The sequence below is a fragment of the Microvirga sp. BF8 genome (genome assembly GCF_059888585.1).
This window is the reverse complement of record NZ_CM187619.1, coordinates 4,231,003-4,255,833: the sequence shown is the minus strand read 5'-3', so window position 1 is coordinate 4,255,833 and position 24,831 is coordinate 4,231,003. Positions and strand designations below refer to the sequence as shown.

The following is a 24,831-nucleotide window of genomic DNA, read 5'->3' as shown; positions in this document are numbered from 1 at the left end:
AAAGGCAATTCTATCGCGGATGCGCGCCCGAGACACGGCTCCCCGCCTGCCGCATTGGAGGTATGGGCGCCATCGCCCGGCCCGTTCACGCGATCCGGCAGAACGCGTCGAAGGCGAAGCGCGGCTGGCGCGGATGGAGCTTCTCGCGGACGCCGTAGCCGAGATTGATCAGGAAATTGGACTTGATCTTGCCGTCCGGGAAAAAGGCCTCGTCGACCCCCGCGCGGCTGAAGCCGGACATGGGACCGCAATCGACCCCGAGGGAGCGGGCGGCCATGATCAGGTACGCGCCCTGCAGGCTCCCATTGCGAAAGGCGGTTTCCTCGATCACGGCGGGCTTGCCCGCGAACCAGCTGCGGGCGTCGGGGCTGTTGGGCGCGAGGAAGGCGAGCTTTTCGTAGAATTCCGTATCGTAGGCCACGATGGCGGTGGCCGGCGCGCTCATGGTCTGGCGCACGTTGCCCGCGTCGAGATGCGGGCGCAGCCTTTCCTTGGCCTCAGCCGAGACCACGAAGACGAAGCGACCCGGCGAGGAATTGGCGCTGGTCGGCCCGAGCTTGGCGAGATCGGCGATGGCCCGGAGCGTGTCCGGCGCCAGGGGCCTTCCGTCCCACCAGCGGAAGGTGCGTGCCTCGCGGAAGACCTGGTCGAGGGCGGCGTCGGGAAGGGCCGGCATGGACACCTCCAAAGAAAAAGCGCGGCTTGCGGCCGCGCTTTGAATCTAGAGCGCCTCCCGTCGGATCAAACCGCCTGGACCTCGCGCACGTCCGGGAGGAAGTGGCGCAGAAGATTCTGGATTCCATGCCGGAGGGTCGCGGTCGAGGACGGGCAGCCGGAGCAGGCGCCCTTCATGACGAGATAGACGGTTCCGTCCCTGTAGCCGCGGAACGTGATGTCGCCGCCGTCGCCGGCGACCGCCGGCCGGATGCGGGTCTCCAGGAGTTCCTTGATGGTGGCGACGGTGGGGGCGTCCTCGGCGTCGAAGAATTCCTCGCCATCCTCCTCGCTCACGCCTGCACCGTCCCGGAACAGGGGAGCGCCCGTCATGAAATGCTCCATGATCGCGCCGAGAATGGAGGGCTTCAGGTGCTGCCACTCCCCGTCGCCCTTGGTGACGGTGATGAAATCGTAGCCGAAGAAGACGCCGGTGACGCCCGGCACGGCGAAGAGCCGCTCCGCGAGCGGCGAGGCGCCGGCATTCTCGGCGCTGCGGGCCTCGAAGGTGCCCTCCGGCATGACGATGCGGCCGGGCAGGAATTTCAAGGTCGCGGGATTGGGAGTCGCTTCAGTCTGAATGAACATCGTGTCGTCCTCTGCGCCGGTTCAAGGCCGGCCGAGCGGTGGGACCCGGGGCTCATCCCGGGCTTGGAATCGTTCTAACAGGTTCTGGTCCAGATGTGGAATGGGGGCGGCGCGATTCCAAGGGCCGGACACGCGCGCATGCTTCGCCGATAGCGCAGGATTGTCGGTCCGGGCCAGGCCCTGCAGGCCGTCCTGGAAGGGCAGGGCAGTGACATGATCATCCCGCCAGGGCGTCGATCTCCTCGTCGGTCAGGCTGCCGGGGACGATGACGATGGGCACGGGGAAGGTCGAGGCGGCCTTGCCGGCGAGAGTGGAGACGAGAGGGCCGGGCCCCTCCTTGCCGATGCCCGCCGCGAGGACGAGAAAGGAAATGTCCTCGTCCTCGTTGATGAGCCTGATGATCTCGTCGGCGCGCGGGCCCACCCTGATCGCCAGTTCCGGCTCGACGCCGGCGGCACTGCGGGCCTCGCTCGCGGCGGCTTCCAGCTGCTTGCGGGCCTCGTCCCGCGCTTCCTCGACCATGGCTTCGCCGACGCCGATCCACTCGAAATTGGCGGGCGGGTCGACGACGGCGAGCATGATCATGCTCGCACCGGTGCGCGCGGTCCGGCGTGCCGCGAAATGGATCGCGCGCGAGCATTCGGTGGTCTTGTCGACCACCACCATGAATTTCGGCCGGTGGCCGGTCTCATAGGATTGGCGTTTGCCGCTCAAAGCTCGTCTCCCCTGTCACTCCGCCCCGATTCCGCAGCGGCAGGAGAGCAAACTAGCGCGCCCGCACAAAGCCGACGATATCCTTGACCGCATCCATGTTCGGCCCGGCAACGGCCCGTGCCCGGGCCGATCCCTCCGCCAGCACCGCCTCGATATGGCCGGGATCGGCCATGAGACGGCGCATCTCGCCGGCGATGGGAGCCAGCTTCGCCACTGCCACATCCACCAGCGCTGCCTTGAAGCCGGAGAACTGGGCGCCGCCGTGCTCGCGCAGGACGGCTTCGGGGGTCGTGTCGGTCAGGGCGGCATAGATCGCCACGAGATTCTCCGCCTCGGGACGGCTCTTGAGCCCCTCGCTCTCGGTCGGCAGCGGCTCGGGATCGGTCTTCGCCTTGCGGATCTTCTGGGCGATGGTGTCCGCGTCGTCGGTCAGGTTGATACGCGAATAGTCGGACGGGTCCGATTTCGACATCTTCTTCGAACCATCGCGCAGGGACATGACCCGGGTGGCCGGGCCGGCGATCAGCGGCTCGGTCAGCGGGAAGAAGGCATCGCCGAATCCGTGCGCGGCGATGGACTCCGCGTAGTCGTTGTTGAATTTCTGGGCGACGTCGCGGGTCAGCTCCAGGTGCTGCTTCTGGTCCTCGCCCACCGGCACATGCGTGGCGCGGTAGACCAGGATGTCGGCGGCCATCAGCATCGGGTAGGCGAAGAGGCCCACGGAAGCGTTCTCCCGGTCCTTGCCCGCCTTCTCCTTGAACTGGGTCATGCGGTTCGCCCAGCCCATGCGGGCGATGCAGTTGAACACCCAGGCGAGTTCGGCGTGCTGGGAGACCTGGCTCTGGTTGAAGACGATGTGCTTCCGGGGATCGATTCCGGCGGCGAGGAAGGCGGCCGTGACCTCGCGGATCTGCCGGTTCAGCTCCTTGGGGTCCTGCCAGACGGTGATCGCGTGCATGTCGACCACGCAGTAGATGCAGTCATGCGTCTCCTGCATCGTCACGAAGCGCTTGATGGCGCCGAGATAGTTTCCGAGATGGAGATTGCCCGTCGGCTGAACGCCCGAAAACACGAGCTCCTTGAACTGCGCCATCCTGATCGACTCCCACGCTTGGTTGCGGCGGGTTATGACAGGGCCGGGCCGCGACGCAAGCGCTCTTACGGCTTTTTCGTCGCGAGCGCGAGATCCTCCCGCGTCACGGCGCCGGAAAGCCATGCGGCCGCCGCATAGAGGACAAGCCCGCCGCCGCAGAGCACGGCCAGGCCGACGGCCCCCGGCAGCCACGGCAGGGCGGCGAAGAGGCCGAGCGCCATCGCCGCCGTCGCAAGCGCGATTCGCAGGGCCCGGGACGCGAGGTCCGGCGTCAGGCACCACAGCCCCACCCGGCGGAGCAGCAGGACGAGCACGCCCGCATGGGCGAGGCAGCCCAGGCTGATCCCGAGCGCGATCCCGCTCATGCCGAGGAGAGCGCCCAGGATCGCGGCCGCACCCGCCGTGACGGCGATGCCCGCCAGGGCGGCGAGCAGGGTTCCGCGCAGGGCTCCCTTTGCGAAAAGGGTCTGGCTCAGCACCTTGCCGAGGGTCGCGAAGGGCAGCCCGGCGCCCAGGCCCATGAGAACGAGGGCGGTGCCGTGCGCATCGGCGGCGTCGAAGGCGCCGCGCTGAAACAGGACCGTGGCGATGGGCCCGGCCAGGATTACCAGGGCCGCTCCGGCGGGCAGGGCCAATGTCAGCGCCAGCCCGAGGGCCCGGTTCTGCGCCGCGACGATGGGCTCCGCCTGTCCCGCCCGGTGCCGGGTGGCGAGCTCGGGCAGGAGGATCCCGGCCGCCAGGGCCGCCATCAGCCCCAGCGGCAGCTGCATCACCTTTTCCGCGTAGTAGAGCCAGGACACACCCGACGGAAAGAAGGAGGCGATCTGCGTCCCGACCAGAAAGAACAGCTGCACCGCGCCGCTCGCCAGGAGGGCGGGCAGGCCGGCGAGGAGAAGGTTCTTCAGCGCCGGCGTCCAGACCGGACGCCGGAACCTGAGCGGCTTTCCGCCGCCGGACAGGAGCGCCGCGGCGATGAGGGAGAGCTGCAGGAACCCGGCGAGGCTCGAGCCGACGGCAAGCCAGGCCGCCTCGCGCTCCGGAGGCAGGGACAGACGGTCGATGACGATCAAGGCCACGATCAGGCCGCCATTGACGGCGAGGGGCGCGACAGTCACGGCACCATATCGGCGGTGGAGGTTGAGGAAAGCCGCACCGATGGAGGCGAGGGTCACGCCGAAGACGGAGGGGAAGGCGAGGCGGGTATAGAGCGCCACGAGGTCGGGCGCGCCGTCCACCGTCGCGAGGCCGGGAGCGAGCAGCAGGCCGATCGTTCCCGCGGCCGCTTCGACGAAGGCGACGAGGCCCAGGAGCATGAGCGCGAAGACGAGGGTCACATCCCCCGCGACCTTCGCAGATTCCTCCGCTTCCAGACGTCCGAGGACGGGCACCAGGGCCGGGTTGAGGCCGCCTTCGGCAACCACCCGGCGCACCAGGTTGGGCAGGCGGAAGGCGGCCAGGAACGCATCCGCCACCGGTCCCGCCCCGAGCACCTGCGCGAACAGGATGTCCCGGGCGAATCCGAGGATCCGCGACGCGATGGCCCCGGTTCCGACCAGGAGTGAGGAGCGCAGGAGCGACATGATCGCCGCGCTTAAAGCGTCCCGAAGGAATTGTCTAAGAAATGATCGGGTGTCGCTTCCCTGCGGACGGGACCGGCGTGAAACTGTGCGGCGGAACGTGCCCCTTTCCGCCCCGCCCCTTCTTCCGGGCGCGGCCTGGACAGGCGAACGCTCAGCCCCTCGCGCGGGCGATGGCGGCCCGCTTCTGGTCGAGATTCATGCCGCCGACATAGCTCTCGGTGCCGGCGAGATAGGACGGCGTCGCGACGAAGCCGAGGGAGTTTCCGAGGGTAAGAGCCTGCTTCATCCATTGCACGGTGCGCTCCTGGTTGGCCGCCTCGGTCACCCGCTTGCGGTCGCCGCCGAGGCGCTCGGCTTCGTTCAGGGCGCGGTCGCCGTCGACGGCTCCACGGAGCTGGAACAGGGCGAGATGCAGGGGCAGGTAGCGATCCGGTCCATAGACCTGCAGGTAGCCGAGCGCGGCCTTCGTGGCGGTGACCGACGGCAGGCCCAGCACGGCGAAATTGACGAGATAGTAGGTGAGATCCGGCTCCGCCTTCAGCAGGGCCGGCAGGTCCTGGGCCGAGCGTTTGCAATAGGGGCAGTTGTAGTCGAAATACTCGACCATGATCACGTCGCCATGGGCGTGCCCGAGCTTCACGGCCGAGGGCAGGTCGAGGGTTTCCTCGAAAAGCTCGACCGGGATGCGCTCCGGTTCGGGCGCCTTCTGGGCGAGGGCAGAGGAGGCGAAGCCCGAAAGGGACAGGCCTGCGAGCAAAGTGCGGCGGGAGAGAATCATGGGAATGGGAACTCGCGTCGGGGACGACGCCCTCCTGACGCCGGAACGTGTCGGGAGCAAGGCCGAGCTTCGCCGCCTCACGCGCTCGTGAGCCCGGTCCCATGCCGGTCACGGGTGTCCAGGGCCACGCGGCGCCTCCGGATTGCGCCGAGGCAAGCGGCTCTGTCGCAAAATCCTGATCCGAAATAGTCGTTGTGCTTTCTCGCACAGCGGCCAATACAGGCCTGCCTTTAGGTAAAGATAAGCTCAGAACGAGCAGAAGAGGGCACTTCAAGGAGGAATTGTGATGAAAGCATCCGCACTCAGCTTCAGGCTCGCCGTTCTGTTCGTCGTCGCGGGAATGGCGATGGGGATCGGAATGGCAGCGGCTCGGGACCATTCCATCATGCCGGCTCATGCCCACCTGAACCTGCTGGGATGGGTATCGCTTTTCCTGTTCGGCATCTATTACGAGCGGCGTCCCGCTCTCGACGCGAGCCGGCTGGCCGTGATCCAGGTCGGCCTGTGGTCGGCGGGAACGGTCATCCTGACGATTGCCGTCGCCGGCATTCACCTCGGCTACGAGGCCATGGATCCGGTTGCCGCACTGGCATCCCTCGTCGTGCTCGCCGCCATGCTCTTGTTCGGCTATTTCGTCTTCCGTCCGGCAGCGTCCATGGCGCCGAACCCGCATGTGGGAATCACGCCTGCGGAGTGACCGGCTCGGGTCGGACTAGTCCTCTTCGCCCGTCACGCCGGCCGCGTCCTGCGCCTTCAGCACGTCCGGGCGCGGCATGGAGATGATGTTGTAGCCGGAATCCACGTAATGGATTTCGCCGGTCACGCCGTTGGCGAGGTCGGACAGAAGATACAGCGCCGAGCCGCCGATATCCTCGATGCTGACCGTGCGGCGAAGGGGAGCGTGCGCCTTCTGGTAGGTGAACATCAGCCGCGCATCGGAGATGCCCGCGCCGGCCAGCGTCCGCACGGGGCCGGCGGAGATCGCGTTGCAGCGGATGCCGCGGGGGCCGAGATCGGAGGCGATGTAACGGACGCTCGCCTCCAGAGCCGCCTTCGCCACGCCCATCACGTTGTAGTTCGGCATGACGCGGGTCGAACCGCCATAGGTGAGGGTGAGGAGCGAGCCGCCGTCCTTCATGCGTTTCGCCGCGCGCTGCGCGATTTCCGTGAAGGAGAAGCAGGAGATCACCATGGTGCGGGAGAAGTTCTCCCGGGTGGTGACGTCCACGTAGGAGCCCTTGAGCTGCGACTTGTCGGAAAAGCCGATGGCATGGACCACGAAATCGATGCCGTCCCAGCGCGCGTCGAGCGTGTCGAACGCCGTGTCGACGGAGGCGAGATCCTCCACGTCGCAGGACAGGACCAGATCGGAGCCGAGAGACTTGGCGAGGGGCGTCACCCGCTTTCCGAGCGCCTCGCCCTGGTAGGTGAAGGCGAGGTCCGCCCCGTGCGCCGCCAGGGTCTTGGCGATGCCCCAGGCAATGGAATGATCGTTCGCGACGCCCATGATGAGGCCGCGCTTTCCTTGCATCAGACCGGTCACTCGGGTCCCCTTGTGCATCGGCTCCAGGTTGCGATGCGGATCGTTATCAAACCGTGCATTGCGAGCCGTGATGGTCGTATTTTCGAGCATGTCCATGCGGGTTCCCTCCCTGTTGGCGTCGGGACCTCGCACGGCCATGTCTCAGCGATGTGACGTTTCCTTAAGCGTTGTAACGGCTGAACACCAGAGTCGCATTGGTGCCGCCGAAGCCGAAGGAGTTGGACAGGACCGTCTCGAGGGCGGCGTTGTCGATCCGCTTCTGAACGATCGGCATGTCGGCGAAGGCCGGGTCGAGTTCCTCGATATGGGCGCTTTCGCAGATGAAGCCGTTGTTCATCATCAGGAGCGAGTAGATCGCCTCCTGCACGCCGGTGGCGCCCAGCGAGTGGCCGGTGAGGGACTTGGTGGCGGAGATCGGCGGGCACTTGTCCCCGGCGCCGAACACCTCGCGGATCGCCTCGATCTCCTTCAGGTCGCCGACGGGGGTCGAGGTGGCGTGCGGGTTGATGTAGTCGACCGGAGTCTTCACGTTCTGCAGCGCCATGCGCATGCAGCGTACCGCACCCTCGCCGGACGGGGCGACCATGTCGTAGCCGTCCGAGGTGGCGCCGTAGCCGACGATCTCGCCGTAGATGCGCGCGCCGCGCGCTTTCGCGTGCTCGAGTTCCTCCAGCACCAGCACCCCGGCACCGCCGGCGATGACGAAGCCGTCCCGGTTCACGTCATAGGCGCGGGAGGCCTTGGCCGGCGTGTCGTTGTACTTGGTGGACATGGCGCCCATCGCGTCGAACAGCGACGACAGGGACCAGTCGAGATCCTCGCAGCCGCCCGCGAAGATCACGTCCTGCTTGCCCATCTGAATGATCTCGTAGGCATTGCCGATGCAGTGATTCGACGTCGCGCAGGCGGAGGAGATGGAATAGTTGACGCCCTTGATCTTGAACCAGGTGGCGAGAGTCGCGGAGGCGGTGGAGGACATGGCCTTCGGCACCGCGAAGGGCCCGATGCGCTTGGGGCCCTTGTCGCGGGTGATGTCGGCGGCCTCGACGATGGTGCGCGTGGAGGGACCGCCCGAGCCCATGACGATGCCGGTGCGCTCGTTGGAGATGTCACCCTCCTCAAGGCCGGAATCACGGATCGCCTGATCCATGGCTACGTGGTTCCAGGCGGTGCCCTTGCCGTGAAAGCGCATGGCACGGCGGTCGACCATCTCTTCCGGATTCAGGGTCGGGGCGCCGTGAACCTGGCACCGGAAATTGTATTTCTCGTAATCATCGGCCTTGGCGATGCCGGATTTCGCTTCGCGCAAAGAGGCCAGCACCTCCTGCGTGGTGTTGCCGATGGACGATACGATGCCCATTCCGGTGACGACGACGCGCCTCATAGCTACCTCTTCCAAAGAAAAGCCGGACCGAACCCGACGGAGCACAGGTAAGGTCGGCCGTGACCGACCACAACCATATCACGAAGTGCTAGCCGCCGGCCGCCTCGGTCTGGAACAGACCGACCCTCAGGTCCTTGGCTTCGTAAATGCGCCGTCCGTCCGCCTCGAGCCAGCCATCGGCGATCCCGAGAACGAGCTTGGAGCGGAAAACGCGCTTGAGATCGACGCCATAGACCACCTTCTTGACGGTCGGCAGCACCTGATCGGAAAATTTCACCTCGCCGACGCCGAGCGCCCGGCCCCGGCCCGGGGAGCCGGACCAGCCGAGGAAGAAGCCGACCATCTGCCACAGGGCGTCCAGCCCCAGGCAGCCGGGCATCACCGGGTCGCCCTTGAAATGGCAGGGAAAAAACCAGAGATCCGGCCGGACATCGAGTTCGGCGCGCACATGGCCCTTGCCATGCTCGCCACCATCCTCGCCGATGGAGGTGATGCGGTCGAACATGAGCATCGGCGGAAGGGGCAATTGTGCATTGCCGGGGCCGAACATCTCTCCGCGCCCGCAGGCGAGAAGCTCCTCGTAAGTAAAGCTCGACGGGCGCGCCATGCCGGATGCCGATCCTTTCATCGCATTACAAAACCAGCCCCAGGGAGCGCCTGCGGCCATCGAAACGGGGCTCTGGTAGCACAGGCTTCGCCGTCCTTCAAAGGGACCTGGGCCGCAGAGCCCGAAACTTTGCACATCGCAGCCCGGGTCTGCGGCATCCAGCCTTGCGGCCAGGGCCTCGCTTCCCTATCATTGTAAGGATAGAAGCATCTTTTCTTGCAATCAGTTCCGAAGATGACCGATCCCTTGGCCGCCTATATCGAATCCACCTCCGCTCCCGCCCACCGGCGGGGCTGTCCTCTGTCCGAGCTGCGGGACAAGCTGCGTCGCGTGGGTCTGCGGCCGACCCGCCAGCGGGTCTCGCTGGGCTGGCTCCTGTTCGGCAAGGGCGACCGCCACATCACGGCCGAGATGCTCTTCGACGAGGCCACGCGCGCCCGGGTGCCGGTTTCCCTCGCCACCGTCTACAACACCCTGCACCAGTTCACCCAGGCGGGCCTGCTGCGCCAGCTCGCGGTGGACGGGGCCAAGGCCTATTTCGACACCAACCCCACCGAGCACCACCATTTCTTCCTCGAGGACGAGGGTGAACTGGTCGATATGCCCTCGACGGGCGTCAGCGTCGCCGACCTGCCGGCACCGCCGCCGGGGATGGAAGTGGCCGGCGTCGAAGTGATCGTGCGCCTCCGCCGCAAAGCCGCGTAAAAAACCCGCCCTGCCGGACCGGAGCGGCGCTCGGATTCCAGAACATGCCGCTCGCCCATGTGCTTCTCGCCCTGATCGTCACCGTCATCTGGGGCCTCAGTTTCGTCGTCATCAAGCTCGGGGTCGGAAGCACGCCGCCCCTCCTGCTGGCTTCCCTGCGCTTCGTCTTCGCCGCCCTGCCGGCGGTGTTCCTCATCCCACGGCCGCGGACCAGCTGGCGGATCCTCGCCGGCTACGGCTTCTTTCTCGGCGTCGCCCAGTTCGGGCTGCTCTTCGCAGCCATCGCGCTCGGCATGCCGGCGAGCCTCGCCTCGGTCGTGATGCAGGCGCAGGTCTTCTTCACCATCCTTTTCGCCGCGCTTCTCATGAATGAAAGGCCCGGGCCGCACCAGATCGTCGGCGGCGCCGTCGCCTGCCTGGGGCTCATTCTCATCGCCTGGCCGCGCCTGTCCGGCGGCGGCGCCGTGCCGTTCCTGATGACGGTGGCGGCGGCCGCGGCCTGGGGTGTCGCGAACATCGTTTCCAAGAAGGCCGGCCGGGTCGACATGCTCGGCTTCGTGGTCTGGGCGAGCCTGATCCCGCCCCTGCCGCTCCTGGCCTTTTCGCTTATCCTCGACGGGCCCGACCGGGTGCTGGCGGCCCTCTCCCATGTGAACGGCGGAATGATCGGCGCAGTGGCCTATCTCGCCTATCCGACCACGGTCTTCGCCTTCGCGGTCTGGAGCTTCCTGCTCTCCCGCTATCCGGCCGCGACCGTCACCCCCTTCGCCCTCCTTGTGCCGGTGGCGGGAATCCTCGGCTCCGCCCTGATTCTGGGCGAGACCATGCGCCCCATCGAGGCCGTCGGCGGCGGCGTGATCGTGCTGGGCCTGATCATCAACGTCTTCGGGATCCGCCTGGTGCGACGGCTCCGCGCCATCTGAGACGGGTGCGCGGCCACCGATACGCCCGCCCGTGCTAGGATGAGGGCCATGACGAGCATCGAGACCTGGATCATCGAACAGGGATTGAGCGGATCGAGCATCGGCGCGCTCCTGACCGGCTTCGCCGACCGCCTGACCGAAGGCGGCCTTCCGCTGGCGCGGGCCTATATCGCCCTGCCGACCGTCAACCCCACGATCCGCGTGTTCAACCACATCTGGACCCATACGGCGGAAACCGTGGTCGAAGGGCTGTCGCACGAACGCAACCAGGAAGCCTTCGAGATCAGTCCCTTCGGCTACATGCTGCGCGAGGGCCTGAATCAGCGGCATTGGCGTTTCGATGCGCCGGGCGCCGCCCCCTTTGCGATCTTCGAGGAGATCCGGCGCCAGGGCGGTACGGATTATCTCGCGCATCTCATCCCGTTCCAGAATGACGGCATGCCTGACCTTCGCGGCATCGCCGCCGCCTTTTCCAGCCATCGCGCCGGCGGCTTCACGCCCGACGAGATCGCCCGGATCGGCGCGCTGATGCCGCTCCTCGGCCTCTCCGCCTACCGCATCGGCCTCTACGATCTCACGGTCGGGATGCTCGATACCTATGTCGGCCTCTCGGCGGGGCGGCGCGTCCTGAGCGGCGAGATCCGGCGCGGCTCCGGCACCACCATCACGGCGGCGCTGCTGTTCGCCGATCTCCGGGGCTTCACGGCCCTTGCCGACGAGATCGGAATGTCGCTCATCGGCCGGCTCGACGAGCATCTCGAGGCCATGGCCGGCCCGGTGGCGGAGGAGGGAGGAGAGGTGCTGAAGTTTCTCGGCGACGGACTGCTCGCCGCCTTCCCGATCACCGACGCGCGGCCGCATGACGCCGCCTGCGCCGCGGCCGTTCGGGCCGCCCGCGCGGCGCTCTTGCGCAACGAGGGGGTCAACCGGGCCCATCCGGATGCACGGCCGCTCAGCCTCGACGTCGCGCTCCACAGCGGCGACGTCTTCTATGGCAATATCGGCGCCGCCAACCGGCTGGATTTCACGGTCATCGGCCCGGCCGTGAACGAGGTCAGCCGTATGGAGACGCTCTGCGGCGCGCTCGACTGCGCCCTCGTCATGTCCGCGGCCGTCGCCGCCGCGAGCCCGGTGCCCGTCCGCCCTCTCGGCCGTCACCGGCTGCGCGGCGTGCCGACCGAGCGGGAGCTCTTCACCCTCGCCTGAGGGGGGCAGGAGCGATCAGCGAATCAGGCCGAAGCCGACCACCGCATAGGCGATGAGGAAAATCGCCACGAAGATGTTGAGGAAGCGGGGCGCCACGATCGATGCGATCCCGAGGATGAGGGCCAGCAGCGGCAGAATGTTCTTGAGGCTGAAGGACAGAGTCATGCTTTCAGTTTTCCCAGTAGGTCGTCAGGAGGTGAGGCGCGGCGCACCGCTCACTCGACCGTCTCGTTCGGATAGACGCCCCAGAGCTTGTCCTGGTGGACATAGCCGTCCACGTCGCGGGCGCGCTCCATGACGATCACCACCCGGCACCAGGTGCCGTCACAGCTCTTGATGCTGGCGATCACGCCCGGCTGCAGCTGCGCGGCGGTGCCGCTCTTGTCGTTCGGTTGTTCGTGAAGCGGGATCGGCGGAACCTCGCCCTTGGCCCAGGGCATGACGAGGGCCGTGCGCCGTCCGGAGAGGAGGGAATGGAGCACCCAGCCCTCGGTGCCTTCCGAATCGCGGATGCGGCGCCAGGTCTCGTATTCGGCGATGATCTCGACGGGCAGGCCGGCGCGCTGGAACACCCAGGCCGTGCGGTGATCCTTCGAGGGGCCTTCCCGCAGGTTGACCCGGTCCGTCTTGAGACTCACGTAACGCGGTACGGGCAGGCCGGTGCCGAGGCGCCCGCCCGGAGGTTGCTGTTGCGCGAGGGAGGCCGAAGCCCCAAAGGCCATCAAGGCAAGGAGAAGAAGGATCCTGCGCATGTTTCCTCGCGTCGGGTTTGTCTCGGGTCGTGCCTCTGGTAGAGAAGCGTAGCGGGGGCCGCCACGCGGCGGCTCGTCGCCTTAGTGGCTGAAACAGAGTTAAGGGAGCGTGAAAGCTCTCTCGATTCTCCCGGTTTTCGAGCATTTGGGGGGCTTTGCGATCCGATGAAAAAGAGACCTGTCGTCGTCGTCACCCGCCGGCTGCCCGACGTGATCGAGACGCGCATGCGCGAACTTTTCGACACGCGCCTCAATCTCGAGGACGAACCCCTGTCCCGGGAGGCCCTCACGGAGGCGATGGCGGCGGCCGATGTCCTGGTGCCCACGGTGACGGACGAGATCGACGCGTCCCTGATCGCCGAGGCGGGACCGAATCTCAAGCTCATCGCCAATTTCGGCAATGGCGTCGACAATATCGACGTGCAGGCCGCCCTGGCGAAGGGGGTGACCGTCACCAATACGCCGGGCGTGCTCACCGAGGACACGGCCGACATGACCATGGCGCTGATTCTCGCCGTCGCCCGCCGCATTCCGGAGGGGGCCCGTGTCATCCCGGAGGGCAAATGGGCCGGCTGGTCCCCCACCTGGATGCTTGGCCGGCGCATCACCGGGAAGCGCCTCGGCATCGTCGGCATGGGCCGCATCGGCCAGGCGCTGGCGCGGCGGGCCAAGGCCTTCGGCCTGTCGATCCACTATCACAACCGCCGCCACGTGGCGCCGAAGATCGAGGCCGAGCTCGAAGCGACCTATTGGGAATCCCTCGACCAGATGCTGGCGCGGATGGACATCGTCTCCGTCAATTGCCCGCATACGCCGGCGACGTATCATCTGCTCTCGGCCCGCCGCCTCAAGCTGATGAAGCCGGATGCGATCCTGGTGAACACGGCCCGCGGCGAGGTGATCGACGAAACCGCCCTGACGCGTCTCATCGAGGCGGGCGCCATTGCCGGCGCCGGCCTCGACGTGTTCGAGGAGGAACCCGCCGTCAACCCGCGGCTCGTCCGGCTCGCCAAGCAGGGCAAGGTGGTGCTCCTCCCGCATATGGGCTCCGCCACGCAGGAAGGCCGCGTCGCCATGGGCGAGAAGGTGATCGTCAACATCCGCTCCTTCATCGACGGCCACAAGCCGCCGGACCGGGTGCTGCCGAGCATGCTGTGACAGCCCGTCCCGACGCGACCGGGATCGCGCGGGCGGAATAGGACCGTTTCAGGGAGATCGCCCATGGCCATGTCGACCGTTCTCGCGAGCATTCTCGGGGCCCTGCTGATCGGCGCCATGAGTCCGGGCCCGAGCTTCGTGCTCGTGTCGCGCATTGCCATCGCCGGCTCACGCCGCGACGGCCTGGCCGCGGCGCTCGGAATGGGCCTGGGCGGCGCCGCGTTCGGAACCCTGGCGCTGCTCGGCCTGAACGCGCTTCTGTCCCAGGTCGAATGGCTCTTCCTGGCCCTGAAGCTGCTCGGCGGAGCCTATCTGGTCTATCTTGGAATCCGTATCTGGCGGGGCGCCTCTGCGCCGCTCGTGGTGGCTGCAACGGGTCAGGGCGCCTCGACCTCGGTGCTGCGCTCCTTCTCCGTGGCGGCCGCGACCCAGCTCAGCAACCCGAAGACGGCGGTGTACTACGCGAGCATTTTCGCCGCGCTTCTGCCGGCCGCTCCCCCGGCCTGGATGCTCGTGTCGCTGCCGCCGCTGATCTTCCTGGTGGAAGCCGTCTGGTACGCGGTGGTGGCGCTGGCCCTCTCCGCCAGCGGACCCCGCACGGCCTATGGCAGCGCCAAGGCCTGGATCGACCGGGCCGCCGGTGCCGTGATGGGCGCCCTGGGCGTGCGCCTGATCGTCGAGACCGTGAAGGCGCACTGACCGCGTGGCCCTGCAGTCTCGCGGCCGCTGCCATACCGAAGGTCATTTCGGGGCGCCGTAGGCGAGTCCGGAACCCATAGCCGCCAGCGCTTCATGGGAGTGCTGCGGCCGCCGATGTGCCTGATCCAGCATCGACAGCGGTGTGGATCCTCTCGCGCCGCGGCCCAGAACGGCAGGTTCAAGCGCACCTGCGATCATCCAAACCGGCCCACAATCTCTTCCGCCGCCCGTTCACCCTCCTCCCAGGCGCCGCCCACCGTGCCCCACTGCGCCCGGGAGAGCGCCTCCCCCGCAAACCAGATCCGGTTGCCCACCGCCTCCTTGAGCCGGTCGCGGATCGGGACGAGGCCGGGCGGAACGACGGCCCAGGACGCGCGCGACCAGGGATCACGCCGCCATGCGGTGCTGCGGCAGACGCTCAGGCGCCCGATGGCCCGATGCCCGAACTGCTCCGCCAGCACGGCCCGCGCATGGCGCCCCGGCGCGTCGGCGTCGCGACCGTCGAAGCGGCACGCAGTTTTCAGGTCGTATTCGAAGTAATGGAACGGCATGCCGTCGATCCGTGTCAGCAGGCCCGGAGGTTCCTCCCGGAGGCCCATCAGGCTCGCCAGGCGGTCGGCTCCCCGGAAGGGCGCGTCCGGCCAGTGGAGCACCACATGCTCGTAAATTCCCTGCGTGAAACCATGGATCGCCTCCTGAACGGGAACGGGAAGATCCGGCGTGAAACGCATGCCGCCCGCCTGCAGCACGGCCATGGGTGTGGTGACGATGGCCCCCCGCGCATGCAGGCTTCCCGCATCCGTGTCGAGCCGGACGCCCGCGCCCGACCAGTCGAGAGCACGGACCGGCGTCCGGAGCCGTACCGGCATGCCCCGCCCAAGGCGGGCCACATAGGCGCCGAGCCCGCCCCGGATGAAGGAATTGTCGCCATAGGGCATGTCGGGCACGTCATGCAGGCTGACCTCGTCGAAGGGGCGGCCGGACACGAGACTTTCGACGGCGACGACGCGGCGCCCGAAAGGTCCGAGCGGCGGCAGGACTTTGGCCGCGGCCCGGTCGGGACCCTGGCGCGATGCCCGGCTCAGGGCGGCGTCGGCGAGCGCGAAGGCGCGGTGGGACCCGGCGTCCTCCGCCGGGGTCGCCGGTCGGCCGCGAATGAAGAGGTGCCGTTCGCCAGGAGCCGTGCGCAGGGGCTCGCCCCGCCTGCGGCCGAGACGCACCAGCGGATTGATCGGGCCGTTATGCAGCCAATGGGCACCGAGATCGATGGGGTGGCCCCGCAGCGGCACCGTCACCGCCCGCCCGCCAATGCGGCTTCGCGCCTCGAGCATGACAACCGTCAGCCCCGCCGCGAGAAGAACCCGGGCCGCGCCGATTCCCGCCGCGCCCGCGCCGACGATGGCGACATCGACATCTCCCGGCGTGCCGCCCGGCGGGCGCGCGTTTCGTGATGGCATCGGATCCTCCGCCCCTCGTCTTGCGGAGAGAGCGTTCATAAGTAAAGTCCGCCCCGCCTTCCAGGAGAGTTCATGACCGTTCCGCTCGTCTTCGTTCCGCCGCACGCGAAAGCCGTCCCATGCTGATCTCGTCGGTCATCGCCGCCGCCCGCGACGTGTTCTCGCCGCCGCTGCGACGCATCCTGTGGAAGTCGCTGGCGCTCACCGTGGCGCTGCTGGCCCTCGTCTGGGCGGGCCTCACCTATCTGATCGGCCTGTTTCTCCAGGGTCATCCCCTGAGCACGGATTATCCCATCCTCGACGGCATCGCCTCGTTCCTCGCCGGCGCCGGGATCTTCGTCGGGCTCGCCTATCTCCTGCCGCCGGTCTCGGCCGTCGTGGCCGGCTATTTCCTCGACGACGTGGCCGAGGTGGTGGAGACGCGCGAATATCCCGGGGACCGGCCGGGCCAGGCGCTGCCGTTCGGGCAGGCGCTCCTCTACGGGCTGCGCTTCGCCGGCCTGTCGCTGCTGGTGAACCTGATCGCCCTGCTGCTGTTCTTCATTCCGGGGCCGAACATCATCGTGTTCTTCGCCGCCAACGCCTATCTGTTCGGGCGCGAGTATTTCGAGCTGGCGGCGGGACGCTTCTGGCCGCCGGAAGACGTGGTCCGGATCCGCACCACGCACCGGTTGACCGTGCTGGCCGGCGGCGCGGTTCTCGCCGCCCTCGTTCTGGTGCCGGTGGTGAACCTTCTCATCCCGATCTTCGGCGCGGCGATGATGGTGCACCTGCACAAGCGGCTAGTGGCTCGGCGTCTCGCCGCGCGAGACGGGGCCGCGCGTCTCGACGCCGGGGGCCGGCCCCTCTGATTCGGAGCGCAGCAGGTCCGGCGCCGGGGACGGGGCCGTGTTGCGCCTGAGATCGAACTGGCCGGTCTTGCGGAAGCGCACGAGATAGGACGGCACAATGGCCTCGCAGGAGGCCGGGAGGATGCCGATGCCCTCGAGGGTGCGGCCCTCCTGCCGGGCCGCCTCCGAGACGACGTTGTCGGTCTCGAGCAGGATCGCCTGGTCGCGGGTCATCACGAAGGCGTCCGGCATCAGCCCGAGGGTCAGCCGGTCGAGGAAGCCGAGCACCGTCCCTTGCGCCCGCGCCGCCGGCGCCGGCAGGGGCAGGATGAGGCGCCTGCGCTCCGTGACGTCGAGCACGTATTGCACCAGCTCACGGAAGGTCCGCGTTTCCGGCCCGCCGCATTCGTAGATCTTGCCGGGCGCGACCCGGCCCTCCACCGCGCGCGCGATGGCCTCCGCCACGTCGGCGGCATAGACGGGCTGCATGCGGGTCTCGGCTCCGGCGAGCGGCAGCACCGGCAGCATGCGGGCCAGAGAGGCGAAGCGGTTGAAGAAGCTGTCGCCCGGGCCGAACATGAGGGAGGGCCGGAAGATCACGGCATCGGGCCTCGCCTGGAGCAGCGCCGCCTCGCCCGCCGCCTTGGAGCGCGCATAGGCCGACTCGGACTTGGCATCGGCGCCGAGGGCGGAAACATGGACGATCGTGGCCTTCGGCGCCGCGAGCTCCGCGATCAGCCCGGGGCCCTTCGCCTGCAGATCGTCGAACCGCTGGCGACCGCCTTCCTTCAGGATGCCGACGAGGTTGATCACATGGTCCGCCCCGGCGACGGCATGGGCGATCGAATCGCGATTGCGCAGGTTGGCCTGGACGGCGTGGATCTGGCCCACCATGCCCTGGGGCAGGAAGTTCGCGCGGTTCGGCAGCCGGGTCGCGATCCGGATGCGATAGCCGCGCTTGGCCAGCGCGCTCACCACATAGCGGCCCAGAAAGCCCGAGCCGCCGAAAACCGTCACAAGCTGCTGCGCGGGCGTACGAAGCGGGGCGATCATGAAAAGCCTCCTGTCCCCATGGGACGTGGAAGAGGGGCCGCCGGCGGCGCGAAAGCCTGGCCGGGCCGACCTGCAAGTGGAACCTGCAACGTCTCTAGTCAAAGCCTGCCCCCCTGTGAAGGGGCGCAAGGTGCCCGAATGTAAAAAGGATCGCTTTGGACGATTGACGCGCCGCCTGCATGGCCTTAAACGAGGCTCGCCGTTAAGGCATGCCCAGGTGGCGGAATTGGTAGACGCACTGCTTTCAGGTAGCAGCGGGTAACACCGTGGAGGTTCGAGTCCTCTCCTGGGCACCATTCCTTTGAATGGTTTCTGAATCAGAACACTAAGCTCGGTCCGATGCGATGGCGCTCGTATGATACGAGGGTGACGCCCGCGCCGGGCCTTTTTCGTTTCCGGGATCGTTCAGGCGTCCGTCGAGCGCCTCGTCCGAAGGCAGAAGTGTTCCGGTTCTGCCGGGGATACCCCCGAGAGTTCCGGTTTCCTGCCGAGGCTCAGCGAGTGCCGTCCGGGAGCTCTCCGCTCACTTGAGATGCTCACTTGGGATCCAGATGCTCACTTGGGATGCAGGCCCCGCATCCGAAGTTCCGTCCTGATCTTTTCGAGCTGGAATCGGAGCTCCTGCTGCTGCCGGTTGAGCTTGTCCTGCAGGTTGATCAGCTTGCTCAACAGGCGATGATGCTCCGATTGCAATCGCAGGCTGCTCCAGTTCGCGACCGCGTCGGTATCGTCCTGGATGCCGTGGATCACGGATCGAAACTTCTCGACCGTCGAGCGACCAAATCCTGGGAGTTGCAGCAGATACGATTCCGGTATGCTCGCAACTTCGGACATGGACGGGCAGCGTCCGCCGAATTCCTCCAGGATGGTTTCTCGAACACGATGCCCGAAACTCTCAACGGGAAATGGATCATCTGACGGCACGTCGGCCTCGCTCCCTCACTGCGGAGGAGCAAGAATAATCAGACCGACAAGGTCCGATAGGATCTGCATCCCAATGATCCGGTGTCCTGTCCAAAAGATTGGGCCCGCATGGTCAGTTCTGGGTAGGATCTCTTTCGAGAAACCCAAAGGCGTAGGGACGCGTCCCGGCCGGAACCCGAGCCCCTCGCTTCGATTGTCCTTGAAACCGGACCGGTCAGCTCAGGGCGGCGCCATGCCTCGTTACTTCTTCAATGTGCATATCGGTGACCATGTCATCAGGGATCCGGAAGGGCAGGAATTCCCCGATGCGGATGCGGCGTGGGACGCCACCAGGGCGATGGCCCGGAACCTCATGGCCACCGAATTCTCCCAGCCGGTCAACTGGGCGTCCAGTCATATCGCAGTCAGGGACGACGCGGGACAGATCATCCTGGAATTCCCGTTCCTGGAAGCCGTCGAGATCACCAGGCAACCGGACTGAGTCTCTCACTTCGTCTCGGCGGAGTGCAGGCGCCCGGGACCCTTCTTGCCGCATCGGATCCGACAGCGGAATCCGCTCCCGGCTCCGACGGTCCCGGCTCGCCGTCACAGCTTCACCGTGCGCAGGCGGATGGCGTTGCCGATCACGCTGACCGACGACAGGGCCATGGCGGCGGCGGCAATGATCGGCGACAGCAGGATGCCGAAGAACGGGTAGAGCACACCCGCTGCCACCGGCACGCCGAGCGCGTTGTAGATGAAGGCGAAGAACAGGTTCTGGCGGATGTTGCGCATGGTCGCCTCGGAGAGCCGCCGCGCCCGCACGATGCCCGTGAGATCGCCTTTCAGCAGCGTCACGCCCGCGCTCTCCATCGCGACATCGGTGCCGGTGCCCATGGCGATGCCGACATCGGCGGCGGCCAGCGCCGGCGCATCGTTGACGCCGTCGCCGGCCATGGCGACCACGCGCCCGGCGGCCCTGTAGCGCTGCACCACGGCGCTCTTCTGGTCCGGCAGGACCTCCGCCTCGACGTCATCGATGCCAAGCCGGCGGGCGACGGCCTTGGCGGTGGTCCAGTTGTCGCCGGTGAGCATCACCACACGGAGGCCTTCCGCCTTCAGGCCCGCGAGCGCCTCGGGCGTCGTGGCCTTCACCGGATCGGCGATGGCGAGGGCGCCCGCCACGCGCCCATCGACTCCGGCGAAGATCGCCGTGGCGCCGTTCTCGCGGAGCTGGTCGGCCTGTTCCGCCACAGGACCAACGTCGATGTTATGCTCCGCCAGGAAGGCGGCGTTCCCGAGCACCACGCGTCGGCCCTCGACGGTGCCGAGCGCGCCCTTGCCCGTGGGCGAGTCGAAATCCGTGACCGGTGCGGTTGCGACGCCCCGTTGCTCCGCCGCGGCGACGATGGCGACGGCCAGCGGATGTTCGCTGGGCCGCTCCGCACTGGCGGAGAGGCGCAGCACCTCCTCTTCCGTGAAGCCTTGCGCCGGCACGATCGCCGTCACGGCCGGCCTGCCCTCGGTGAGCGTGCCGGTCTTGTCGATGACGAGGGTGTCGACCTTCTCCATGCGTTCCAGCGCCTCGGCGTTCTTGATCAGCACGCCCGCCTGCGCCCCGCGCCCGACGCCGACCATGATCGACATCGGTGTCGCGAGACCGAGAGCACAGGGACAGGCGATGATGAGCACGGAGACCGCCGCGACGAGGCCGAAGGCCAGGCGCGGCTCCGGCCCCCAGATCGCCCAGGCGGCGAAGGCGAGCAGGGCGACGCCGATCACCGCCGGCACGAAGAAGCCCGAGACCTGGTCGGCGAGGCGCTGGATCGGCGCGCGGCTGCGCTGGGCTTCAGCCACGAGCTGGACGATCTGCGACAGCATGGTATCGCGCCCGACTTTCTCGGCCTCGATCACCAGGCCGCCGGATTGGTTCATGGTGCCGCCGATGACCTTGGCGCCGGTTTCCTTGGTGACGGGCATCGACTCGCCAGTGACCATGGACTCGTCGACGGCGCTGCGCCCCTCCACCACCGTGCCGTCCACGGGCACCTTCTCACCGGGGCGCACCCGCAGGCGGTCGCCGACCTGCACGGTATCCAAGGAAATCTCTTGCTCGGCGCCGTCGGATGCGATCAGCCGGGCCGTCTTGGGCGCAAGGTCGAGGAGGGCGCGGATGGCGCCGCTGGTGCTCTCCCGGGCCCGGAGTTCCAGCACCTGTCCGAGCAGGACGAGGACGGTGATCACGGCCGCGGCCTCGAAATACACCGCGACCGCGCCATCATGGCCGCGGAAGGCGGCCGGGAAGATGCCGGGGGTGAAGATCGCGACGACGCTGTAGAGCCAGGCGACGCCGGTGCCCATGGCGATCAGGGTGAACATGTTGAGACTGCGGTTCTTGAGCGACAGCCAGCCGCGCTCGAAGAACGGCCAGCCGGCCCAGAGCACCACCGGCGTGGCAAGGGCGAACTGGATCCAGTTGGAGGTCTGCTGGCTGATGTAGTGGCTGAGGCCCGTCAGGTGACCGCCCATCTCCAGCGCCACCACCGGCACGGACAGGACCAAGCCGATCCAGAAGCGGCGCGTCATGTCGGCCAGTTCATGGCTCGGCCCCGTCTCCGCGGTTGCAAGAACCGGTTCGAGGGCCATGCCGCAGATCGGGCACGAGCCGGGGCCGACCTGCCGGATCTGCGGATGCATCGGGCAGGTATAGATCGTGCCCTCGGGAAGGGGCTCGGCCTCTCGGGTCGCTGCCGGCTCGATGAAGTTGGACGGTGCGTCCAGGAATTGAGCCCGGCAGCCCGCGGAGCAGAAGTAATACGGCTTGCCCTCGTGCTGGGCACGATGCGGTGTCGCGTGCGGATCGACCATCATCCCGCAGACCGGATCCTTCACCATTCCGGCATCCGCCGCGGGTTCATGGTGATGATGGTGTTCGGTATGGTCGCCATGGCTCCCATGGCCGTGCCCGCCCGGGGGGCCGTTGGACGTTGGACCTTCGTTCATGGCGAGACCTCGCTCCGGCATCATCGGAACGGAAAGGTGAGGCCTTCCAGGATGGCAAGGTCAAGGGCTTTGCAAGGTCAGGGGTTCTGATCGAGGTCCGCTGCCGCCTCGCCCGTCGCCACGCTCCAGGGGTGGGGCGGGAGACCGGGCGTCGCCAGGGTGACCCCGAAAACGTCGGCGAGGCGCGTGGGAGTCAGAACCGCGTCGGGCTGCCCGTGCGCGACGAGGCGTCCCTCTTCGAGCAGGAGAACTTCATCCGCGAAGCCCGCCGCGAGCTGGAGATCGTGGAGCACCGCCACCACCGTGAGGCCGTTCCGGGCGAGATCGCGCGTCGCATGGAGCAGCGCGAGCTGATGCTTCAGGTCGAGACTCGCGATCGGCTCGTCCAGGAACAGGACCTGCCGGGTCTCGATGGTCCGTCCGGCCTCCAGCTGAGCCAGCACGCGGGCGAACTGGACCCGCTGCCGCTCGCCGCCCGAGAGGGTCTGGTAGGTGCGGGAGGCCAGATGCGCGACATCCGCCTTGTCCAGGGCATCGAGCGCGACCCGTTGGCGGTCGCGGTGTGACAATCCGCGCCCGAGACCCTCGACTCCGAGACGGGCGACCTCGAAAGCGGTGAATGGAAAGGCGAGGTCGGAGGCCTGCGGCATGACCGCCCGGTGATGGGCGAGCAGCCATGGCGGGAGGAAGCGGAGCGGCCGTCCCTTGAGGACGATTTCGCCCCGTGTCGGGACGAGCTCGCCGCACAGCAGCCGCAGCAGCGTCGACTTGCCGGCGCCGTTGGGCCCGAGGACGATGGTAAAGGAACTCTCCGCGACCGACAGGTCGATCCCGTCGAGCAAGACGTGCCCGCCGCTGCGGTAGGAGAGGTTCTTGGCTTCCAGGATCGCACTCACAGGGCGATACCTCCCGGGCGGCGCAGCAGGAGCCAGAGGAAGAACGGCGCGCCGATGGCCGCGGTGAGGATGCCGATCGGAAGCTCGGCCGGCGCCGCGATGGTCCGCGCCACCGTGTCGGCCGCCACGAGAAGCACCGCTCCCAGCAGCGCGGAAGCCGGCAGCAGCATCCGGTGATCGGGGCCGGCGACGAGGCGGAGCACATGCGGCACGACGATTCCGACGAAGCCGATCATGCCGGCGCAGGCGACCGACGCGCCGACGGCCACCGCCACGATGAGGATCGCGACGGCCTTCACCCGCTGCACGGGCACGCCGAGATGGAAGGCCTCCGCCTCGCCGAGGGAAAGCGCGTTCAGTCCGCGCGCCAGGAAAGGCATCGCCAGAAGGCCGGGCAGGATCAGCGGCAGCACGGTGACGACCTTCGTCCAGGTGGCGCCGCCGAGCGAGCCGAGGGACCAGAACGACAGGTCGCGCAATTGCCGGTCGTCGCTCAGATACGAGAAAAGCCCCATCCCGGCGCCCGAGAGCGCGCCGAAGGCGACACCGGCGAGCAGCATGGTCGCAATCGATGTGCGCCCGCCGCGGGTGGCGACGAGATAGAGCGCCAGCGTTGTGAGCAATCCCCCGGCGAAGGCGCCCACCGGCAGGGCCCCGAAGGGCAGCGGTCCGACGAGTGGCGCGAGCAGCGCATCGCCGAGGGTGATGGTCGCCGCCGCCGCGAGCGCCGCCCCGGCGGAGACGCCGACGAGGCCGGGATCGGCGAGCGGATTGCGGAACAGCCCCTGCATCAGCGCCCCCGAGGATGCGAGCGCCGAACCGATGAGAAGGCCGAGCAGCAGGCGCGGCAGGCGCACCTGCAGGATGATGAGCGCATCGCCTCCGGCTGGCGCCTGCCGTCCGGAGAGTGCATCGACAAGAATCGCGAAGACCCGCGCGGCCGAGACACCCGTCGCGCCGAGACCGAGGGCCACAATGCTGACGAGGGCGAGCAGCGCCGCCAGGGCGAACATCAGCACTGGCCCGCGATGGCGCGGGGCCGGGGATCGTGCCACGGCGGAGGTCATGGCTTTGCGGTTCCGGTCGGGTCCGGATGAAGCGCCGCCATGAGATCGCGCGCCGCCTGCGGCGCACGAGGGCCGAATCCGAGGAGATAGACACCGTCCATGACGACGAGACGCCGCTGAGCGGCTGCGGGCGTCGCCGCGAAGGCCGGGAGGGCGAAGGGATCCGGCGCGCCGCCATCCGGGCCGCGGTCCATCATCACGATGGCGTCCGGAGCCGCGGCGATCAGACCTTCGTCCGAGAGAGGCTTCCAACCGGTCAGCGAGGCGGCGACATTCGTGGCGCCGGCGAGCGCCAGCATGGCATCGGCGGTCGTGCCCCTGCCGCCGACGAGCGGCCTTCCGTTCTGAAGCGACAGGACGAAGAGCGCCCGCGCCGGACGCGCCACCTTCTCTCTCGCCTCGGCAAGCTCGGCGAAGCCGCGCTCGATCTCGCGGGCGAGAGCAGCGCCGCGGTCGAGAGCTCCCACGGCCTGCGCCACCACCTCGACCCGCTTCACGATTCCCGCGGGGCTGGGCTCGTCCGGCACGCGAACGATGGGAACTCCCGCCTGCTCGATGAGACGCAGGGCATCCGGCGGCCCCGCTCCCTCCGAGGCGAGGACGAGGCTGGGGCCCAGGGACAGGACGCCCTCGGCGCCAAGCGCCCGGACGTAGCCGACATTCGCTTTCGTCCCGAGAGCCTCGGCCGGGTACTGGCTGGTCGAATCGACCCCGACGATGTCGGCCTCGTGGCCGAGGCGGTACAGGATCTCGGTCACGGCGCCGCCGATGCTGACGATGCGGCGCGAAGGAGCGGCCCGGCTGCGCGAGGCGAGCAGAAGCATCGGCGCGAGAAGCAGGGTCCGGCGGCAGAGCATGGTCATGGGAAAAGCCTTCATTTGGTGAGGATCAGCTTGCCGCTCGCCGTGACCCGCAGGCGGTAGCGCTCGCCGCGATGAAGCAGGACGACTTCGCGGCCCTTCTCGATCAGGCTCGCCACGTCGATTTCCCTCGCTGCAATCGTCCTGTCGCCTTTCGGATTCGGCGGAGGCGGGTTTGACACGGTTCTCTCCAGTTTTGATGGGTTCTAAGTTAAGTAACCTTCAGTCGATGCATGTATTCGCAGTTTAGAACTATGTAAAACTACGGTCAGGCAAGTCGCTATTGACGGCGTTACTTGATTTGGATAACGAATGCA

The 24,831-nt window shown here is 67.7% G+C and carries 27 protein-coding genes and 1 tRNA gene; 9 read left to right on the top strand and 19 right to left on the bottom strand.

Annotated elements, in window-relative coordinates; genetic code table 11:
* Window positions 1-85: 85 nt before the first annotated feature.
* The 6 genes from AC522E_RS20060 to AC522E_RS20035 all read right to left on the bottom strand — a co-directional run bounded on the left by AC522E_RS20060 (window position 86) and on the right by AC522E_RS20035 (window position 5,468).
* Window positions 86-676, bottom strand: a complete 591-nt coding sequence (locus AC522E_RS20060) for a malonic semialdehyde reductase (protein WP_500747985.1) — start codon at window positions 674-676, stop codon at window positions 86-88.
* A 65-nt stretch (window positions 677-741) separates the two neighbouring features.
* Window positions 742-1,302, bottom strand: coding sequence for a NifU family protein (locus AC522E_RS20055; RefSeq protein WP_500747984.1), 561 nt, complete (start codon window positions 1,300-1,302; stop codon window positions 742-744).
* Between the two features lie 217 nt (window positions 1,303-1,519).
* On the bottom strand, window positions 1,520-2,017 hold the full coding sequence (locus tag AC522E_RS20050; RefSeq protein WP_500747983.1) for a universal stress protein: 498 nt from the start codon (window positions 2,015-2,017) through the stop codon (window positions 1,520-1,522).
* A 52-nt stretch (window positions 2,018-2,069) separates the two neighbouring features.
* Window positions 2,070-3,110, bottom strand: a complete 1,041-nt coding sequence (trpS, locus tag AC522E_RS20045) for a tryptophan--tRNA ligase (protein WP_500747982.1) — start codon at window positions 3,108-3,110, stop codon at window positions 2,070-2,072.
* Between the two features lie 65 nt (window positions 3,111-3,175).
* Window positions 3,176-4,690 carry a murein biosynthesis integral membrane protein MurJ gene (murJ, locus tag AC522E_RS20040; RefSeq protein ID WP_500747981.1) on the bottom strand — a complete coding sequence of 505 codons (1,515 nt, stop codon included), beginning with the start codon at window positions 4,688-4,690 and terminating at the stop codon, window positions 3,176-3,178.
* A 151-nt stretch (window positions 4,691-4,841) separates the two neighbouring features.
* The gene (locus AC522E_RS20035) at window positions 4,842-5,468 is read right to left on the bottom strand and encodes a thioredoxin domain-containing protein (RefSeq protein ID WP_500747980.1); all 627 of its coding nucleotides are present in this window, start codon (window positions 5,466-5,468) and stop codon (window positions 4,842-4,844) included.
* 286 nt (window positions 5,469-5,754) lie between these two features.
* Here AC522E_RS20035 and AC522E_RS20030 point away from each other — a divergent pair, with 286 nt between their 5' ends.
* Window positions 5,755-6,165, top strand: coding sequence for a hypothetical protein (locus AC522E_RS20030; RefSeq protein WP_500747979.1), 411 nt, complete (start codon window positions 5,755-5,757; stop codon window positions 6,163-6,165).
* Between the two features lie 15 nt (window positions 6,166-6,180).
* Here AC522E_RS20030 and fabI read toward each other — a convergent pair whose 3' ends face one another.
* The 3 genes from fabI to fabA form a co-directional block, all read right to left on the bottom strand.
* Window positions 6,181-7,011 (bottom strand): enoyl-ACP reductase FabI, encoded by an 831-nt coding sequence (fabI, locus tag AC522E_RS20025; protein WP_500750780.1) that lies wholly within the window; start codon window positions 7,009-7,011, stop codon window positions 6,181-6,183.
* 160 nt (window positions 7,012-7,171) lie between these two features.
* The gene (gene fabB, locus AC522E_RS20020) at window positions 7,172-8,395 is read right to left on the bottom strand and encodes a beta-ketoacyl-ACP synthase I (RefSeq protein ID WP_500747978.1); all 1,224 of its coding nucleotides are present in this window, start codon (window positions 8,393-8,395) and stop codon (window positions 7,172-7,174) included.
* An 88-nt stretch (window positions 8,396-8,483) separates the two neighbouring features.
* Window positions 8,484-9,002, bottom strand: a complete 519-nt coding sequence (gene fabA, locus AC522E_RS20015; RefSeq protein ID WP_500747977.1) for a 3-hydroxyacyl-[acyl-carrier-protein] dehydratase FabA — start codon at window positions 9,000-9,002, stop codon at window positions 8,484-8,486.
* Between the two features lie 234 nt (window positions 9,003-9,236).
* Here fabA and irr point away from each other — a divergent pair, with 234 nt between their 5' ends.
* From irr to AC522E_RS20000, 3 genes are read left to right on the top strand one after another with little or no spacing between them, the layout of a single operon-like run.
* Window positions 9,237-9,707, top strand: a complete 471-nt coding sequence (irr, locus tag AC522E_RS20010; RefSeq protein WP_500750779.1) for a Fur family transcriptional regulator Irr — start codon at window positions 9,237-9,239, stop codon at window positions 9,705-9,707.
* 44 nt (window positions 9,708-9,751) lie between these two features.
* Window positions 9,752-10,630, top strand: coding sequence for an EamA family transporter (locus tag AC522E_RS20005; protein WP_500747976.1), 879 nt, complete (start codon window positions 9,752-9,754; stop codon window positions 10,628-10,630).
* Between the two features lie 48 nt (window positions 10,631-10,678).
* Window positions 10,679-11,836 carry an adenylate/guanylate cyclase domain-containing protein gene (locus AC522E_RS20000; RefSeq protein WP_500747975.1) on the top strand — a complete coding sequence of 386 codons (1,158 nt, stop codon included), beginning with the start codon at window positions 10,679-10,681 and terminating at the stop codon, window positions 11,834-11,836.
* Between the two features lie 15 nt (window positions 11,837-11,851).
* Here AC522E_RS20000 and AC522E_RS19995 read toward each other — a convergent pair whose 3' ends face one another.
* Entirely contained in the window at window positions 11,852-12,001 is a 150-nt protein-coding gene (locus tag AC522E_RS19995) for a DUF3096 domain-containing protein (RefSeq protein ID WP_224313412.1), read from the bottom strand.
* Window positions 12,002-12,051: 50 nt separating this feature from the next.
* On the bottom strand, window positions 12,052-12,588 hold the full coding sequence (locus tag AC522E_RS19990; RefSeq protein ID WP_500747974.1) for an SH3 domain-containing protein: 537 nt from the start codon (window positions 12,586-12,588) through the stop codon (window positions 12,052-12,054).
* Between the two features lie 165 nt (window positions 12,589-12,753).
* Between AC522E_RS19990 and AC522E_RS19985 the strand changes: the two genes are divergently transcribed.
* Together AC522E_RS19985 and AC522E_RS19980 are read left to right on the top strand one after the other, a co-directional pair.
* Window positions 12,754-13,746 carry a 2-hydroxyacid dehydrogenase gene (locus tag AC522E_RS19985; protein WP_500747973.1) on the top strand — a complete coding sequence of 331 codons (993 nt, stop codon included), beginning with the start codon at window positions 12,754-12,756 and terminating at the stop codon, window positions 13,744-13,746.
* A gap of 63 nt (window positions 13,747-13,809) precedes the next feature.
* Window positions 13,810-14,445, top strand: coding sequence for a LysE family translocator (locus AC522E_RS19980; protein ID WP_500747972.1), 636 nt, complete (start codon window positions 13,810-13,812; stop codon window positions 14,443-14,445).
* 194 nt (window positions 14,446-14,639) lie between these two features.
* Here the strand turns inward: AC522E_RS19980 and AC522E_RS19975 are convergent, their stop codons facing one another.
* The gene (locus tag AC522E_RS19975) at window positions 14,640-15,902 is read right to left on the bottom strand and encodes a flavin monoamine oxidase family protein (protein ID WP_500747971.1); all 1,263 of its coding nucleotides are present in this window, start codon (window positions 15,900-15,902) and stop codon (window positions 14,640-14,642) included.
* Window positions 15,903-16,021: 119 nt separating this feature from the next.
* On the opposite strand from AC522E_RS19975, the gene AC522E_RS19970 reads away from it, so the two are divergent.
* Entirely contained in the window at window positions 16,022-16,753 is a 732-nt protein-coding gene (locus AC522E_RS19970; protein ID WP_500747970.1) for a sulfate transporter family protein, read from the top strand.
* Here the strand turns inward: AC522E_RS19970 and AC522E_RS19965 are convergent.
* Window positions 16,685-17,785, bottom strand: a complete 1,101-nt coding sequence (locus AC522E_RS19965; protein ID WP_500747969.1) for a complex I NDUFA9 subunit family protein — start codon at window positions 17,783-17,785, stop codon at window positions 16,685-16,687. The genes AC522E_RS19970 and AC522E_RS19965 overlap by 69 nt on opposite strands.
* A 211-nt stretch (window positions 17,786-17,996) precedes the next feature.
* Between AC522E_RS19965 and AC522E_RS19960 the strand changes: the two genes are divergently transcribed.
* Window positions 17,997-18,081: transfer RNA gene (locus AC522E_RS19960), tRNA-Leu, on the top strand.
* Window positions 18,082-18,340: 259 nt separating this feature from the next.
* Here AC522E_RS19960 and AC522E_RS19955 read toward each other — a convergent pair.
* A complete protein-coding gene (locus tag AC522E_RS19955) occupies window positions 18,341-18,619 on the bottom strand; it encodes a hypothetical protein (protein WP_500747968.1) in 279 nt (92 codons plus the stop codon).
* Window positions 18,620-18,941: 322 nt separating this feature from the next.
* Here AC522E_RS19955 and AC522E_RS19950 point away from each other — a divergent pair, with 322 nt between their 5' ends.
* Complete coding sequence (locus AC522E_RS19950) at window positions 18,942-19,190, top strand: DUF6894 family protein (RefSeq protein WP_500747967.1); 249 nt, start codon at window positions 18,942-18,944, stop codon at window positions 19,188-19,190.
* Window positions 19,191-19,294: 104 nt separating this feature from the next.
* Here AC522E_RS19950 and AC522E_RS19945 read toward each other — a convergent pair whose 3' ends face one another.
* From AC522E_RS19945 to hemP, 5 genes are all read right to left on the bottom strand, one after another.
* On the bottom strand, window positions 19,295-21,691 hold the full coding sequence (locus AC522E_RS19945; protein ID WP_500747966.1) for a heavy metal translocating P-type ATPase: 2,397 nt from the start codon (window positions 21,689-21,691) through the stop codon (window positions 19,295-19,297).
* A gap of 77 nt (window positions 21,692-21,768) precedes the next feature.
* Window positions 21,769-22,587, bottom strand: coding sequence for a heme ABC transporter ATP-binding protein (locus AC522E_RS19940; RefSeq protein WP_500747965.1), 819 nt, complete (start codon window positions 22,585-22,587; stop codon window positions 21,769-21,771).
* Complete coding sequence (locus tag AC522E_RS19935) at window positions 22,584-23,654, bottom strand: FecCD family ABC transporter permease (RefSeq protein ID WP_500747964.1); 1,071 nt, start codon at window positions 23,652-23,654, stop codon at window positions 22,584-22,586. The genes AC522E_RS19940 and AC522E_RS19935 overlap by 4 nt, the downstream gene beginning before the upstream one ends.
* Window positions 23,651-24,517 (bottom strand): heme/hemin ABC transporter substrate-binding protein, encoded by an 867-nt coding sequence (locus AC522E_RS19930; protein ID WP_500747963.1) that lies wholly within the window; start codon window positions 24,515-24,517, stop codon window positions 23,651-23,653. The genes AC522E_RS19935 and AC522E_RS19930 overlap by 4 nt, the downstream gene beginning before the upstream one ends.
* Before the next feature lie 11 nt (window positions 24,518-24,528).
* The gene (gene hemP / locus AC522E_RS19925) at window positions 24,529-24,696 is read right to left on the bottom strand and encodes a hemin uptake protein HemP (RefSeq protein WP_500747962.1); all 168 of its coding nucleotides are present in this window, start codon (window positions 24,694-24,696) and stop codon (window positions 24,529-24,531) included.
* Between the last annotated feature and the right edge of the window lie 135 nt (window positions 24,697-24,831).